The following is a 14,710-nucleotide window of genomic DNA, read 5'->3' as shown; positions in this document are numbered from 1 at the left end:
TCGTGACCGGCAACTATATAGCGGAGGGTGATATGACGACCGGTAACACGGACGAGAAGTCCGTTATTGATGACGTGTTCGTGACCAGCAGCGACATGGGGGCCGATTCCGCCGCCCCCGGTTCTTCGCCGGAAGTGCCGGCACCTGAAGCCAAGGCTCCTGATCCGGAGCCGAAAGCCGAAGAGATCGTCAAGGCAGACGACGTGCCCGACGATGATGGACAGCCCCAAGGACGCGATCCCAAGACCGGCCGCTTCGTGCCCGTGACTGAGCTTGTAGCCGAACGCAAGAAGCTGAAAGAAGCCCGCGATACCGAATTCAAGCTGCGCACCGAAGCTGAGGCCAACGCCAAGGTTTACCGTGAGCAGGTTGAGCAGTTGCAGCGGCAGTTTCAGCAGATTCAGAGGCAGCAACAGCAGCCTCAGCAACAGGCGGTAGAACCGCCAGACCCATACCTTGAACCTGAAAAGTTCGCCCAATATCAGCAGCAGATGATCGACCAGCGTTTGCTCGATCATCACGTTAACACCTCCGAGCTTCTGACTCGTCAGAAGTACGGCGATGAGATCGTGAATGCTGCGCTGCAAGCCGCATATCAGGCTGGAATTTCCGAACGGTTCGTCAGAACTCGTCACCCGTTCGAAGCCCTGGTGGCATGGCACAAAAAGCAGCAGATCGATGCTGAGGTCGGGACTGATCTTGAGGCGTTCAAGAAGCGGGTTGCTGAGGACGCCGTGCAGAAAGCCCTTGCCGGGCTGAAAGCTGGCCAGCCGCTCGGACAAGCTCAAACACCGCAAAAGTTCCCCTCAACCCTGGCCGATCAGACACAGGCTGGAGACCAGGGGGCTTTGCTCACCGAGAGAGCCGCAGCAGATAGCGTGTTCGCCCACAGGCGGAGCGCGTGACGGCTTCTCATCATCAAAGCTCATCATGAGAAGGTCTTAACACCATGGCATCTACGACAGTCTTGAGCGGCCTGGAGCTGATCAAGTGGCAGCGCGACTTCATGCGCGAATACGTTCGTGATTCAGGCTTCAAGCCCTACATGGGCAACGAGCTGACGAACATCATCTGCGTCAAGAACGATCTCGAAAGCGACGGCTATACGATCAGAATCCCTCTCGTTGGCCGCCTGAAAGGCAATGGCGTATCGGGCAACAGCACGTTGTCCGGCAGCGAGGAAGCGATGGACCAATACTACCAGGATGTGACGTGGGAATACTACCGCAACGCCATCACCTGGACCAAGAAGGAAGCCGAAAAGATCGGTCCGCGTCTTCTTGAGGAAGCCCGTCCGCTGCTCAAGGAATGGGCCTCCGAACTCATCAAGTATCAGCTCATCGACACCTTCCACAAGATGGACGGGGTAAAGTATTCGGCGGCGACTGCCGGCAACCGCAACACCTGGCTCACGAACAATTCCGACCGCGTTCTGTTCGGCAAGCTCAAGTCCAACGCGTCGTCCAACGTCATGGCGACGGCGCTCGCCACGCTGGACACGACTGACGACAAGATGACGGCGGACACCGTGACCTTGGGCAAGCGCATCGCCAAAACGGCAAACCCGCACATCACGCCGTTCAAGTCGAACACGTCAGGGCGGGAATACTTTGTCCTTTTCGCGCACCCGCGCAACTTCCGGGACCTCAAGAAAGACACCACGATCGCGGCAGCCAACCGTGAAGCTCGGGCTCGTGAAGGCTCCGGCATGGACCAGAACCCGATTTTCCAGGACGGTGATCTCATCTATGACGGCGTGATCATCCGCGAAATTCCGGAATTCGAGGCCGGACGGGTATCGGGCGTCAATGCCGAAACCACGCTCGTCAACGCCGGCTCCGGCGGCACGACTGACGTTGGCGTGTCGTTCCTGTGCGGACAGCAGGCCTTGGCATTTGCCAACAAGCAAATGCCCAAGCCGACCGACAAGACCGAAACCGACTATGGCTTTGTTGTCGGCAAGGGCGTCGAGCTGGCTCACGGCATTGAGAAGCTCACTTGGGCTAACGGCTCGGGTACGCGCAAGGACAACGGCATGGTGACGATCTACTGCGCCGCCGCTCCCGACGCGTGATAGCTGAGACGAAACGAGCGGGGGCTTAAAACGGCCCCCGCTTTTCATGGAGGATCAATGGCAGAGTTCAAATATACCGGCGAAAGCCCCAATGGCCCGTTTGAGATGTTTGGCCACACTTGGGAAAATGGCACCGTCAACATCGTGACGGATGAAACGGCGGTTCGGAAACTGTCTGGAAACTGTTTCTTTGAGCGGATCGAAACGGAAGCGCCCACAGTGAAGCGCGGACGCAAGAAGGATAAGGACCATGGCGACGCGGACACTCCTGCAACTGTCTCACGCGGTGATGGAGAAGCTGGCGCTGATTGACGCCAATTCGAGCCCGGGCGCGCCGCATCACCAGATGATCGTGGATCGCTATAGCGAGCTGATGGAAGAGCTGAGAGGCGACGGCATCGGATATTGGGATGATGCAGCCATCCCGCTTCTGGTGTTCGGCCCGGTCTGCGACCTTGTTGCGCTTCACGTTGGGCCTGCTTTCGGTAAGCCGATCGTCAATGTCACGAATATTGAAGACGCAGAGGTGCCGATCAAGAGGCGGATCAAACGCCATACCAAGAAGCACGCATCAGGTCTTGAGCCCGAGCAAGTGGACTACTGATGGCACTCGTTCCGATCAATCTCGCCACCCAATCCAATCCAGCAAGGTTCAAGGCCGAAGGATCGGCACGGCTCATCAATGCCGTGGCCGAAGATACCGGCGACGATGCCAAAGCGGCATGGACCGTTTATGCCCCGGCAGGGCTCGACATCTGGAATACGGTGACGGCCTCTGGCACTGGAGGTGTCAAGGCGATGTTGGAAACGGACGATTACCTCTATGTTGTAGCCGGCCGCAAGGTATCGGCAATCGATCTGTTCGGGGTGGTGACACTCGTCACGACGCTGCCTTCTGATGGCCAGGCCTTCCTGGCAAGAAACCGGAGGTCTCCGACGCCGGAGGTTTGTTTGGTATCTGATGGCGTGGGCTACATCATCACCGGCACGTCGATTGCGACCATCACGGACCCAGACCTTCCGCCGCCGATATCCGTGTCTGTGTTGGACGGGTACTTTCTGTTTCCGACCACGTTTGACCGGGTGTTCATCTCGAATGAGGATAACGGCTCGGTCATCACTGCGACGGATTTCGGCAAGGCGCAGAAGGCGCCGGATAACACACTCTATGTGCTTGGCGGCGAGCGCGACGCTATGATCTTCGGCGAGACAACCGTTGAATGGTGGTCGGATAGCCCGGACGGCACGGGCAACTTTCCGTTCGTGCCTGTGGCCTCGATCAATCTTGGCTGCATGGGCGCCAAGACCGTGGTCCAGCTTGATCGCATCGTGGCTTGGATTGCCAATGACGGCACGGTCAGAATCCAGGACGGCTATTCGGCGCGGCGGATTTCAGGCTATGCGCAAGAGCGCATGATTGGCGCTGTTGCCGATAAGGCCACGATCCTCGGGTTTGGCTGGAATGAGCCCAGCACGGGCCACGCCTTTCTATGCTGGACCTGCGATGACTGGACCATCGTCTATGACATCGGCACGGCGCGGTGGCATGAACGCAAAAGCTATGGCCGCGTTAACTGGCGCGGGTGCTGTGCCGCCCGCTGGCAGGGCATGACGCTGCTCGGTGATTATACCGATGGCCGGCTGTATTCCATCAATGAGCGCGTCGCGACCGAAGGCGGAGAACCGATCCTGATGGAGGTTATTCCACCCATCATTCACATGGCGCCGCACGGGTTTGTTATCAACGGCGTGTTCGTGGACGTGATGGCGGGGGTTGGCGAGGGCGTGCTGAGCGAAGACGCAGACCCGCACCTGATGCTTTCAACCTCGATTGACGGGGGCAAGACATTCGGGCCGGAGCGCCGTATTGCACTGGGGTCCAGAGGCCAGCGGTTGAAGCGGGTCAAGGATTACCGATTCGGCATGTTCGGTCCCGGCGGATGCACGCTTCGGTTGGCGATTTCTGCCAGCGTTGATCGAGCGATTTCCGGCATTGCCATTGATGCTGAAAAGCTGGTGGCCTGATGGTCAATATTCCTGAATGGTCGGTTCCGCTCATCAGGACCAAGGATGGCCAGGGGCTCCAGATGGAAAAGCCCTGGTATCAGTTGTTCTCCGGCATCGTCGGCAGCGCCAATGGCCTGCTCAATGCGACCGGCGACGCCGGAACGATGCCGGGGAACTTCACCGGAGCCGCGGCGGCCGATGCGCGGCATACGAACACGGCGGTTAAGACCTGGCTGGCGATTTCGGCGTCCAATGTTTCCGGGCTTGCCGCAGTTGCCACGGCCGGAACCTATGCCAGTTTGACCGGCACATGGAGTTTCGTTGACAGCCTTTCGGGCTTCATTTTAGTTCCGGCCAATCAGGATTACATCATTGGTCTCAGTATGCCGTTTGCGTTTACGGCTAATACCATGACGACGATTGCGACGGGTGGAACCTGTACGCTGGTAACGAAGAAGAACACGACTGCAATCACGGGTCTGAGCAATGCGGTGTCTACGTCTCAGGTTACATCGACGGCGACGGCCGGTAACGTCTTTGCCGTTGGCGATGATGTGCGGCTGACGATCTCGTCTAATTCTGCGTGCGTTAATCTAGCGTTCTGCCTGAAGTTCACGCGGACACTGCCATAATGGCGATGTGCGTGATTATCGGGAAGCCAAAGCCGTCAATTGTCTACACGGACGGCGCCGTCGATGGGACGAGCACGGCGACGCATACCTATACGGGGATTTCGCTGGGGACGGCCGCGGCGGGGCGGGCCATTCTTGTCGGTGTGGCTGGTGGGGCTTCCACGACGGCGGTCACGGTTGCGGGCGTTGCGGCAACGCAAATCGTCGCCAGCTCCGGCTTTGCCAACATCTCGATCTGGCTTGCCGTGGTGGAGGCAGGAACGTCGGGAACGGTTGTTGTCACGCAATCGGCGGCGGACTTCAACATCTTCATCGGTGTTGCCGCCGCCTACAATCTTGAGAGCACGGCGGCCATTGATACGGCGGCGGCCCAAAGCAACACTTCAAACGTGCTCACCGTGTCCACGAATACCGTTTCAAATGGCGTGGCGTTCGGCGTGACGTTTCTGTCGACGCCTGACGCCGGCGCCAACGCGACGTGGTCCGGGTTGACGGAAAACGCTCAGATCGGCGGCGGAAGTCCTCTGTCGTGTTTGAGCATTGCGTCACTCGACACCACAACAACCGAAACGCCGCGCGGGATCACCGCGACCTGGAACCAGACCGCGACCTATTCGAAGGCGGCCGTTGCCGCGTCGTTTTCATAAAGAGGGACTGAGCAATGGGCTTCTTCGGATCATTCATGGGGACCGATCAGCGCAAGGACGCGAAACGGGGCTATGCCGATTCCACGTCGATGCTGGAAAGCGGCTACGGCGCGGCGCGCGGCAATCTCAGCCAGGGCTTCAACAAAGCCGAAACGGCCTATGGGCAGGCGCGCGGTGATGTGACCGGCGGCTATGGCAACGCGCTTTCGGCACTCCAGCGCGGCACCAGCCAGGCCGTTGGAGCGCTCCAGCCGTTTGCCCAGAGCGGGCAGCAGGCCAACACGCTCTATGGAAACGCTCTCGGCCTCAACGGCGGGGCGGCGCAGCAGACATTCATGCGCGATTATGCCGGCGGCGATCCGTTCCGGGCCTCGAATGCCGAGTTTGCCACCAACGCCCTAATGCAGGCTTTGAACGCGCGGGGGCTCAGCGGGTCAGGCTATGCCGCCAACGCGGTTGCATCCGAGAACCTGAAGCGTGGCTCTCAGGACTATGAGAGCTATATGAACCGGCTTGGCGGAATGCAGCAGCAGGGCCTAGGCGTGGCGCAGAACATCTCCGGGCTTTACGCCGATCAGGGCGCGAAGGCGGCTCAGTACGGCTACAATCAGGGCTCTGACCTCGCCAATATTCAGGGCCAGAGAGCGGCGACGGGCTACAACTACGGCGGCGCTCTGGCCGGTCTTGACACAGATCTTGCCACAACCAAGGCCGGAAACCGGGTCAACCTTGGCAATGCGCTGGCGGCCAGCCGCAGCATCGGCCCCAACAATCTGCTGCAGCTCGGAGGCCTGGCCTTGAAGGCCTATAATCCGGGCGGGTTTGGTGGTGGCGGGTACACCGGCTCGATCGCAGGGGGGGCGTAATCGATGCCTCAGCTTCCGGCAATTCAGATCGAGCCGCGCAACGCGCTTCTGGACTTTTCCCCGATCAGCAACGCGATCGACTCCAACCGGCGCAATGCGCTGATGCAGAGGGAAGACGCGCGCCAGAATGAAGAGCTGACGCTTCGCAAGGATCAGATGCAGTACCAGCGCGGGCGCGACCAGAAGCTGGACGCGCGTCAAGAGCTGGAATGGTACGGCAAGGCGGCCATGGCCGTCGATCAGATGCAGGACGGGCCTCAGCGTCAGGCGGCGTGGCAACGCGTCGTGGCACGCCATGGCGCCGATGGGCTGACGCCGGAAGAGCTCGACCACAAGTCTGGCCCGAAACTGATGGCCGCTCAGGCCGGGCAGTTTCTCGATCCTCTGGAGCAGCAGACCAAGCAGCTTCGCGTTCAAGCGTTGCAATCCGATCTGTCGAATGCCCCGCTTGAACGCCGGTATAAAGAAGCTCAGATCAAGGCTCTTGAGGACAAGAGCAACGATCCTATCGAGCAGCTTTTGATCGAGCGGCTCCGCGGCGGGGGCCGGCCTGCTGTGCCTCAGCCCCCGTCCCAGCAGCCGATGCTGCAGCCTCAGTCCTTCAACGGTGCCGTGCCGATGCCCGGCGTGCAGCTCATCTCCGATGAGGCACAGCCGCTTGTGCCGGCGGCCCCCACCGCGGAAGCCCCGCGGCAGTATTCGACGCCGTACGGGAAAATGACCAGGGAAGAGGCGGAAAGCCTTGCCGGCCCGATGCTGCTCAACCCGAAGTATTCAGCGGCGGGCAAGGCCATTCTCGATTCCATTCAGGGCGGCGGGGAAGGCGCGCTTGGCAAGGCCGGTGAAAACGCCGTTGATGAAAAAGCGATCGGCATGATCGACCTCGCCGGCCGGCTCGATAGCATCGCGCAAGGCTTCAAACCGGAGTACCAGACCTATGAGACGGCGGCGAAGATGTACGGCCTGTCATGGCAGGATAGTTTCGAGGCCACCCGCAAAAACATGAAGCCGGAGGACCGGCAGAAGCTTGCGGACTACACGTCGTTCAAACAGAACGCGACCAACAACCTGTCCGAATACATCAAGTACATTACCGGCGCGGCGATGGGCATTCAGGAAGAAGGCCGCATCCGCAAGGGGATGCCCGATCCCGAGAAGGATAGCCCGGCACAGTTCGAGGCCAAGATGAGGAACGCCGTTGGGCAGTCCAAGCTGGCCTTGGCGCGCTACAATTACCTGAAGCGTAACGGCTATGATGACCGCACCATTCAGACGCTGGCAAAGTCCGACCGGATCGGCGCCATGGTGCCGCTGTCGGACATGCAGGGCATCATCAACCAGCGGCTTGATCAGGCGGCTCAGGAGATGAAGAGCCGCAATCCGTCGCTCGACCCGCAGTCCTTGAAACAGCAGCTTCGCGTCATTCAGCGGCGGGAGTTCGGAATCTGATGGATTGGTTCTCGCAGATCAACGACACCGCGCCATTCGATTGGACCGACCCGAAGCGCAAGAGCCCGGACGGCCCGCCGGCCTGGTCGTTGCGCCGCGAGCCTCAGGCCCAGCAGCCTCAAGCCACCGGCCAGGTTGCGGCCGAGCCGCGGCCTGCACCGGCCGCACCGGCTCCCGCCGCGCCGCCGCAGACTTCGGACTGGTTCTCCGAGCTGAACGGCGTCGCCTCGCCCCAGAGCGCGCCGCAGGAGGGCCAGAAAGAGGGCTGGGGGGAATGGCTGGTCAATTCCGTCCGCGGCCGTCAGGACCCAAGGGAGGCGGGAACACGCACGGTCTTTGAGCAGTACCCGAAGGAACTCGGAAACCCTACGGCCAACGCCGCTATCTTCGGTGCCGACGACGCCGGCATGGGTGACGTTATTCAGAAGAACCTTGGTGATCGGTTCGTCCGCCGCGAGAAGGATGCCAACGGATACGAGGTCGTCGTCACGCGCGGGCCGGATGGTCAGGAACAGCGCGGCTATGTGAACCGGCCCGGCCTCGACACGCAGGACGTGTCGAGGGCGATCTACGGCTCACTGCCCTACATCGCGACGGGCGGAGCCACTGGAGCGGCGCTGAAAGGGGCCGGTGTTGGCCTTCAGGCTTTGGGGCAGGCCGCGGCTAGTGGGGCGACTAGCCTGGGCGGTGACATTGCGGCGGGCGTCCAGGGTTCGGAACAGGGCGTTGATCCCCTCAAGGCCGGCGTCATGGCCGGATTCGGTGCGGCTGGACCCGTTGCCGGGATGGCAGCAGGAGCGCTATGGCGCAAGTTCGTGACCGTGCCGGGGCTGGTTGACAAGGCGACGGGCAATCTGACGGCTAGGGGCCTCGAAGCGGCCAAGCGGGCGGGTGTCGATCCTAATGACGTGACGCCGGATTTCGCCAAGTCGTTTGCAAAGACGTTCGCAGAAACAGGCAATCCGCAGGAGGCTGCGGTCAGAGCCGACGCCAACAAGTTCGGTATCCGGGTGTCACCGGGGCAGGCGACAAAGCGCAAAGACCTTCTTCATACCGAGGAGGCCATGCTGTGGGGCAAGTACGGCGACAAGGCGCGCTCTGAAAAAGAAGCCTTTGACATTCTTCAGAAAGATGAGTTGCGCAAAGCGGCTATGGGGGGCAACCCGTCGGCAAGCCAGCCGAGCATTGGGGCCATGGTCGCCCCGCATCGAAAGGCGGGCGATAGCCTGATAGGGGCCGATCCAAAACCCATTGGAGAAGATATTCAGGCTGCGTTGCAAGGCGCGCGCAAATCGGCTGAGAGCTTGGAAGACGACGCTTGGAGGGGGGCGACAAGCCTTGAGATAACGCCAGAGGCTGCCAAAGAGCTGCCGGACATTCTCAACAATAAGCTTGGCGGACGGATGATCAATGAACGGGCGAATCCGGCCGCATTCGAAATGGCCCAAGAGGTTCAGCGCATCATAGCCGGGGAGGCGCCGGAGAAGGCCGCTGGATGGGTCGCGAACTCGCCGACCAAGAACGTCGATCAGATGCGCCGCAATCTGTTCGAACTCTACAAATCCGCAGATAACACCGCCGACAAAGCAGCCAGCAAGGCCATTTATGAAGGGTTTAACGACTGGATCACGGTCTCCGCCGAAAAGAAGCTTTTGGCTGGTGATCCGGAAGCGGCTTTGAAACTCGTCAAGGCGCGCGGGTTTACAAAGGACGTGCATAGCATCTTCGAGCCTCAAGCCGCAGATGGTGCGAAGACAGCCGCCGCGCGGCGCATCGGGGCCATTCTTGACCCTGCCAAGGTCGATAGCGGCGAGTCTGTCATTCAGGAGTTGTTCGGCTCGAAAGGGTCTCGTACCATAACGCAGAACAGCGTTGCGACGCTGAAGAATATCAAGACGGCGTTTGACCGGTTTCTTCCAAAAGAGGAAGCCACCCAAGCCTGGAACGATGTCCGGCTTGCCTATTGGTCGCGCCTCGTGACCGGCAAGAACGGGGAAACCATGAACCCGTTGCAGTTGTCGAGCACCATGAAAGAAGCCATGACGCAGCAGCGGTCTGTGATGGCCACGTTGTTTTCGCCTGAGGAATTCACGGAAATCCGGCGGTTTGCGCGGGCCGTTGATGCCATCGCCTACAAGCCGCCGAACGCATCAGGATCAAGCTACGGCGTTGATAGTTTCGCGCGTGAAGCCATCGGCAGAATCACCAATTCGCTCATGACCAATCGGGCGGCCGGACTCGTCATTAACGCTGCCGCGAGCAAGCTTGGGCTGGTGGATTCCTATGGGGCTGTCGTGGCCCGTCGCGCTCTTGCACGAGGCATCAAACCATCCCGCCCCAACGTGACGCCGGCCATTACCGGCTCGGGGCAGGCGCTCTACAATGGTCAAAGAGGCGGCGGCCGATAGTCCCAATACTTCCAGATCAGGAAGCCGATGATCAGGCAGTATACCGCGAAGTAATCCAAGCGTTCCGTCTCTCGTACCCATTTGAGCCATAAGCCGAGCACGGCCATGGCGAGGGTCGTTGCCGTGATGACGAATACCTGTCCCCAGCGTTCCGGGTTTTTCACGTTCCATCCTTGACATTAGGAACGCCTGCACATGGCCAACGCTACAGCGGTCTTCGCACCCGGTCAAAGACTGGTCGATACCTCCGGGACTCCCTATTCCGGCGCGACCGTCCAATTCCGGGAAGCCGGGACCGATACGCCCAAAAGCGTGTTCGCCGACGCCGATCTCACCGTGTCCCTGGGGTCGACCGTCTACACCGATTCCGCAGGCTATCCTGTCACGTCGCTTGGCGGAAGCACAAAGACGCTCGTCTACACAAATGACGAGTCTTACAAGGTCACGATCAAGACTTCTGCCGGCGTGACGATTGCCGAGCACGACAACTGCAAGGGCGCGGTGATCGCGTCATCAGGCGGCGGCGGGTCGTTTCTCACCCAAGACGCAGCCGACGTGCGTTATACCCGCAACGCCAACGCCCTATCAGCCATAACAAACCTTGCCTCTGGCGACACGTTTGCGCATTGGAGTGCGGCGAACGCCGGAAATCGCGGCATAACATGGGCGGACTTGCAGACCGATATGCTGTCGAATGGAGGACTGCCGGGTATGTTTTCGGCCGGCGCAAGGGTTCTATTCCAGGGCACTCCTCCGACAGGATGGACGCTCGAAACCGGGGCGGCCTACAACGATGCGGCGTTGAGGTTCACGACCGGCACGCCGGCGACAGGCGGCAGCGTGGCCTTCTCAACCCTGTTCGCATCACAGACATTGACCGGCACGGTTGGAAGCTCGGGGCTTTCGATCGCAAATCTTGCCGTCCATGATCACAGCGATTCCAGTGCGGCCGGGTCTGTGACTGTAGCTGCAGGTTCTGATGTGACGATCAAGCCGAATACCGGCACGACGGGCTCTGCCGGTTCGAGCACGGGTCACGCTCATTCCCTCATCATGAACGCTTTCAACATGGCGGTGAAATACGCCAGCGTGAACATAGGGCAGAAGGCATGACGGATATGTTTCCTCCGAAAGAAAAGCTGTGCCGGTTTTCCGGTTTTGAGAAAAGCTGCCGGCAGCTTGTTGTGGACGGCAAGTGCACCGACGCTTGGACCAACATTCAAGGGACACATCCACAGAGCGGGGCCCCCATGGACAAGTGGGGCTGTTGCTTCGAGCTTTCCTATCTTCTGACGCTTGAAGCCTCCCGCAAGGCGCACCATGCCGCTGCCGACGTTGAACGGCTCGGCAGCATGATTTTCGATCCAGACGTGAGAGCGCGCGAACTCGCCAAGGCTAACGAAATGAAAACCATCGAGGCCCCGAAACAATGACACAGATCATCACCATCAATGTTCCCGATAAGACCGTTTATGCCGATGGAACCGGCATCAGGCTTCCCGATCTCGATTGGTCTGTGTTCGATGGCGATCCGTCCACGCCTTGGGACGATGTTAACTTCGTCGAGTTCAACCCTGAGACGGGGCAGGGCTACATCGAATATCGTGAGATCATCACGCAGCCGTTCAGCCGTCCGAACATCAAGCCGGGCAATAAGCTGATCTCCAAAGCCGACTTCGAAGCCGATTACGGGTGGGTTTTGCCGGTGTTCTTTGAGGAAAAGGCGAGGCTTGAGACTGAGGCGGCCCGGCGCGCCGTGAAATTAAAGCCGCTCCCTGCACGCGAACGACCGGCGCAGCAGGGCGCGGCGCTTTCAAACGAGGAAGTAGCCGCCTTGAACGAGCGGATGGCCGCAATCGAGGCTGAGAACGCAGAAAGCAAGGCGAAGATCGACGATATGCTGAAAGCGGCGGCAAAGATCGAAAGCGGCGGGGTGTGAGATGATTCCAGCATCAATCCGAACGAACAACCCCGGAGCGATGTATCCGGGACCGAGCGCGAAAAAGTTCGGGGCGGTAAAGATGGAGAAACTGACAAGCAAGGACGGTGTGCATAAGATAGCTTGCTTCGATGATCCAGTGAAGGGCGCCGCCGCTCAGTTCCATTTGCTTTCGTCTCCGAATTACACCGGCCGCACGATCCGCAAGGCCATCGAAAAATGGTGCGGCGGATACTATGCCTCAACCTACATCAAAGTGCTGGAAAAAAACGGCGGCGTCACGGCCGACACGATGTTGACGGCCGATCTTTTGAAAAATCCACAGGTTGCCATCGCAATCGCCAAGGCCATGGCGTTGCAAGAGGCTGGCAGACCATACCCCATGACCGATGAGCAGTGGGCCGCAGCTCGCGCTTTGTGCTTGGGGCGGTTGCCACTGTTGCGGTGGCGGAACCCGCCGAACTCAAGGAAGAACCGGCAGCGTTCGCCCGGACAACCCGCTGCCGTCGCCCAAGCCTGAAACACGGGTTGAGACGATGAAAACGCAGTCTCGAAAATGGAGCATCATAAGCTTCATCAAGAGATGGCTTGTTGGTGTCCCTGCCCTCGGTCTTGCTTCAAAACGAGGCGGGTCTTTCCATGCCCTGACATTCCAGCCTTACAGGAGAACCTCAGTGCAGCTCAATCCGGTATTTTCCAGCCTTGGCAGACTGGGCGTTGTGGGCTGGCTCATGGTCCTTTTGTCGGTCTCCAACTGGTCCAGGGCTACATGGTCGAAGATGCGGCTGAAGGCCGTTCAACTCCGAGCGGGGGCCTAAAGGGATGTGGCTTCTGCTGCGTGGGATTCTTATGTCACGCGCCGGGTTTTTCGCCATGGCGGCGCTTGCTGCTGTTTCTGTGGCTGAAGATGCACGATTATAATCTGCGAAAAGACGAACGGTCTCGCGTTGCCGCCAAAATCGAACAGAAGGCCAACGCCAATGCCGAAAAGCTGATGCTGCCCGCAAGTCTGTTGACGCTCTCCTGCTGACCGGCTGCGCGACAAATACTTTCGTGACTGACGCGTCGTGCAAGGTGTTTCAAGCCGATCGGTGCCAGCAAAGGCCGACACCGAGCCGACGAAACGGCAAGTGGTCGGCACAACCGCGCCTATGATGCGATCTGCCCAGCGAAGGGTTAGACCATGGCAGGAACTTTCAGAGGCCACACCTTCAACGCTTTGATGCAGCCAAACGCGGTCGATGACCGGCCGCTGGCGTTCAGGTCAACACTGGCACCGTTTGGCACCTACGCCAATCCAGACCGGTCTGAAAGCTTTGGCTTTGCATGGCCGGCGGCCGTGACGGAGCCCATCAACGCTGCAGCGGCTGGCTCAGAACTCCTATACCGAAGACCGGCGGCTGGGTATCCCTGATCCGAGGCACCGAAAACCTGTCGGACATGGAAACGCTGCTGTGGACAGGGTTCGGGTCGAATGCCCTCAAAGGAACGGCAGGAGCTGCACTGGGGCCCCTTCAGCAGCCGACGATTCTGGAGCAGTACTACGCCGCCAACAACCTGCCGCATCCCGGCTACGGATACCTGCAAGAGCCGGTCGCATCCACAGCGGAAGACGCGCTTCGGTGGGTGCGTGAAAGTGGGCCCATCATCGATGGAGAGCTCCTTTCCGACACCGCAGCCTTCCTCATGGGAGCGGCAGTTGCAGGTGAAAACGCACGTCCAGGCATTACAGCCTATCACGGGAGCCCTCATGATTTTGATAAGTTCTCACTCGATAAGATCGGAACTGGTGAAGGGGGCTCAGGCTTATGGCCATGGGCTGTATTTTGCTGAGAATGAAGGGGTGGCGAGGAGCTATAGGGACCAACTTGGAAGCTATGACGATGCTGTCCGGTGGACAGGTGATCAGCCACCGACAGAAGTTCAACAGCGTCTTTTGTCTCAATTAAAAGGTTCAGACGTGCGTTCTGGTAGGTAAATGGATGTGCCAATGCTCAAACGAGAACTTGCCATGATGATCAGGGACGCAGAGCACGGCATGTTTCAGATGAAAAATGGCTGCAAAGTACCGCGCGCAATATGATGAACTTCTGCGAAATCGGAGGCCAAATATAGAACTAGCCCCTCCCGGCCACATGTATCAAGTCCGCATTAACGCCAACCCTGAAGATTTCCTAGATTGGGATAAGCCGCTAAGACAGCAAAGTGAAAAAGCGCGCAACGCTCTTGCTGGTCGCTTTGCTGATGGTCCAGTTCGCAGCCAAGATTTGCAGTACGAAGGTGGCGTCGCAACACCTTCTTATATTCTCAGGAAACGCAGTAGACGCGGAGACGACTAAAGCTTTGCGCGAAGCAGGCATCCCCGGCATTAAATACCTGGGATCAGACGAGCGGCACTGCTGGCGGAAGGAGCTCTGTGACTATGTCGTTTTTCGACGATAGCCTCATTGAAATCCTGAAAAGTACGGCCTTGCTGGAGGTGCCATCGGCGCGAGCAGTCTGTTTCGGATTTCAATACTGAAAAACCAATTCTAGTGCCGTCCCTCCTCCCTTTAGAGCCTTGGAGACAGGACACCGATGAATGCCGCTACAAGAAATCTTGCAGACGGCAATTACAGAATACGCGCTTACTCACTGAACTCCATGAAAGAATCAGGCCAGAACACCGGCCGGATTGCGACATTGGAA

17 protein-coding genes are annotated in these 14,710 nt (G+C 59.3%); 16 read left to right on the top strand and 1 reads right to left on the bottom strand.

Annotation, left to right across the window (positions count from 1 at the left end; translation table 11 throughout):
- Window positions 1–32 precede the first annotated feature (32 nt).
- The 10 genes from IPM06_18065 (at window position 33) to IPM06_18020 (ending at window position 10,083) form a co-directional block, all read left to right on the top strand.
- Window positions 33–905: a hypothetical protein gene (locus IPM06_18065; GenBank protein ID MBK8772308.1), complete on the top strand. Its 873-nt coding sequence runs from the start codon at window positions 33–35 to the stop codon at window positions 903–905.
- A gap of 44 nt (window positions 906–949) precedes the next feature.
- Window positions 950–2,074, top strand: coding sequence for a DUF4043 family protein (locus IPM06_18060; GenBank protein MBK8772307.1), 1,125 nt, complete (start codon window positions 950–952; stop codon window positions 2,072–2,074).
- Between the two features lie 57 nt (window positions 2,075–2,131).
- A complete protein-coding gene (locus IPM06_18055; GenBank protein MBK8772306.1) occupies window positions 2,132–2,386 on the top strand; it encodes a hypothetical protein in 255 nt (84 codons plus the stop codon).
- Window positions 2,325–2,678 carry a hypothetical protein gene (locus tag IPM06_18050; protein MBK8772305.1) on the top strand — a complete coding sequence of 118 codons (354 nt, stop codon included), beginning with the start codon at window positions 2,325–2,327 and terminating at the stop codon, window positions 2,676–2,678. The genes IPM06_18055 and IPM06_18050 overlap by 62 nt, the downstream gene beginning before the upstream one ends.
- An 83-nt stretch (window positions 2,679–2,761) precedes the next feature.
- Window positions 2,762–4,099, top strand: a complete 1,338-nt coding sequence (locus IPM06_18045; protein ID MBK8772304.1) for a hypothetical protein — start codon at window positions 2,762–2,764, stop codon at window positions 4,097–4,099.
- On the top strand, window positions 4,099–4,713 hold the full coding sequence (locus IPM06_18040) for a hypothetical protein (GenBank protein MBK8772303.1): 615 nt from the start codon (window positions 4,099–4,101) through the stop codon (window positions 4,711–4,713). The genes IPM06_18045 and IPM06_18040 overlap by 1 nt, the downstream gene beginning before the upstream one ends.
- 11 nt (window positions 4,714–4,724) lie before the next feature.
- The gene (locus tag IPM06_18035; GenBank protein MBK8772302.1) at window positions 4,725–5,360 is read left to right on the top strand and encodes a hypothetical protein; all 636 of its coding nucleotides are present in this window, start codon (window positions 4,725–4,727) and stop codon (window positions 5,358–5,360) included.
- 35 nt (window positions 5,361–5,395) lie between these two features.
- The gene (locus IPM06_18030) at window positions 5,396–6,226 is read left to right on the top strand and encodes a hypothetical protein (protein ID MBK8772301.1); all 831 of its coding nucleotides are present in this window, start codon (window positions 5,396–5,398) and stop codon (window positions 6,224–6,226) included.
- A 3-nt stretch (window positions 6,227–6,229) separates the two neighbouring features.
- Window positions 6,230–7,675 (top strand): hypothetical protein, encoded by a 1,446-nt coding sequence (locus IPM06_18025; GenBank protein MBK8772300.1) that lies wholly within the window; start codon window positions 6,230–6,232, stop codon window positions 7,673–7,675.
- Window positions 7,675–10,083 carry a hypothetical protein gene (locus tag IPM06_18020; GenBank protein ID MBK8772299.1) on the top strand — a complete coding sequence of 803 codons (2,409 nt, stop codon included), beginning with the start codon at window positions 7,675–7,677 and terminating at the stop codon, window positions 10,081–10,083. Before IPM06_18025 ends, IPM06_18020 begins: the two co-directional genes overlap by 1 nt.
- On the opposite strand, the gene IPM06_18015 is transcribed toward IPM06_18020, so the two are convergent.
- A complete protein-coding gene (locus tag IPM06_18015; protein ID MBK8772298.1) occupies window positions 10,062–10,247 on the bottom strand; it encodes a hypothetical protein in 186 nt (61 codons plus the stop codon). The two genes, IPM06_18020 and IPM06_18015, sit on opposite strands and share 22 nt — an antisense overlap.
- A 31-nt stretch (window positions 10,248–10,278) precedes the next feature.
- Between IPM06_18015 and IPM06_18010 the strand changes: the two genes are divergently transcribed.
- The 6 genes from IPM06_18010 to IPM06_17985 all read left to right on the top strand — a co-directional run bounded on the left by IPM06_18010 (window position 10,279) and on the right by IPM06_17985 (window position 13,855).
- A complete protein-coding gene (locus IPM06_18010) occupies window positions 10,279–11,196 on the top strand; it encodes a hypothetical protein (GenBank protein MBK8772297.1) in 918 nt (305 codons plus the stop codon).
- The gene (locus tag IPM06_18005; protein MBK8772296.1) at window positions 11,193–11,516 is read left to right on the top strand and encodes a hypothetical protein; all 324 of its coding nucleotides are present in this window, start codon (window positions 11,193–11,195) and stop codon (window positions 11,514–11,516) included. Before IPM06_18010 ends, IPM06_18005 begins: the two co-directional genes overlap by 4 nt.
- Window positions 11,513–12,022 carry a hypothetical protein gene (locus IPM06_18000; protein ID MBK8772295.1) on the top strand — a complete coding sequence of 170 codons (510 nt, stop codon included), beginning with the start codon at window positions 11,513–11,515 and terminating at the stop codon, window positions 12,020–12,022. The genes IPM06_18005 and IPM06_18000 overlap by 4 nt, the downstream gene beginning before the upstream one ends.
- Before the next feature lie 82 nt (window positions 12,023–12,104).
- Window positions 12,105–12,542, top strand: coding sequence for a hypothetical protein (locus IPM06_17995; GenBank protein MBK8772294.1), 438 nt, complete (start codon window positions 12,105–12,107; stop codon window positions 12,540–12,542).
- Between the two features lie 249 nt (window positions 12,543–12,791).
- Entirely contained in the window at window positions 12,792–13,052 is a 261-nt protein-coding gene (locus IPM06_17990; GenBank protein ID MBK8772293.1) for a hypothetical protein, read from the top strand.
- A 410-nt stretch (window positions 13,053–13,462) separates the two neighbouring features.
- Window positions 13,463–13,855, top strand: coding sequence for a hypothetical protein (locus tag IPM06_17985; GenBank protein MBK8772292.1), 393 nt, complete (start codon window positions 13,463–13,465; stop codon window positions 13,853–13,855).
- Window positions 13,856–14,710: the final 855 nt, after the last annotated feature.

The sequence above is a fragment of the Hyphomicrobiales bacterium genome, assembly GCA_016710435.1.
Lineage (GTDB): Bacteria > Pseudomonadota > Alphaproteobacteria > Rhizobiales > Aestuariivirgaceae > Aestuariivirga.
This window is presented reverse-complemented; position numbering and strand designations above follow the sequence as displayed.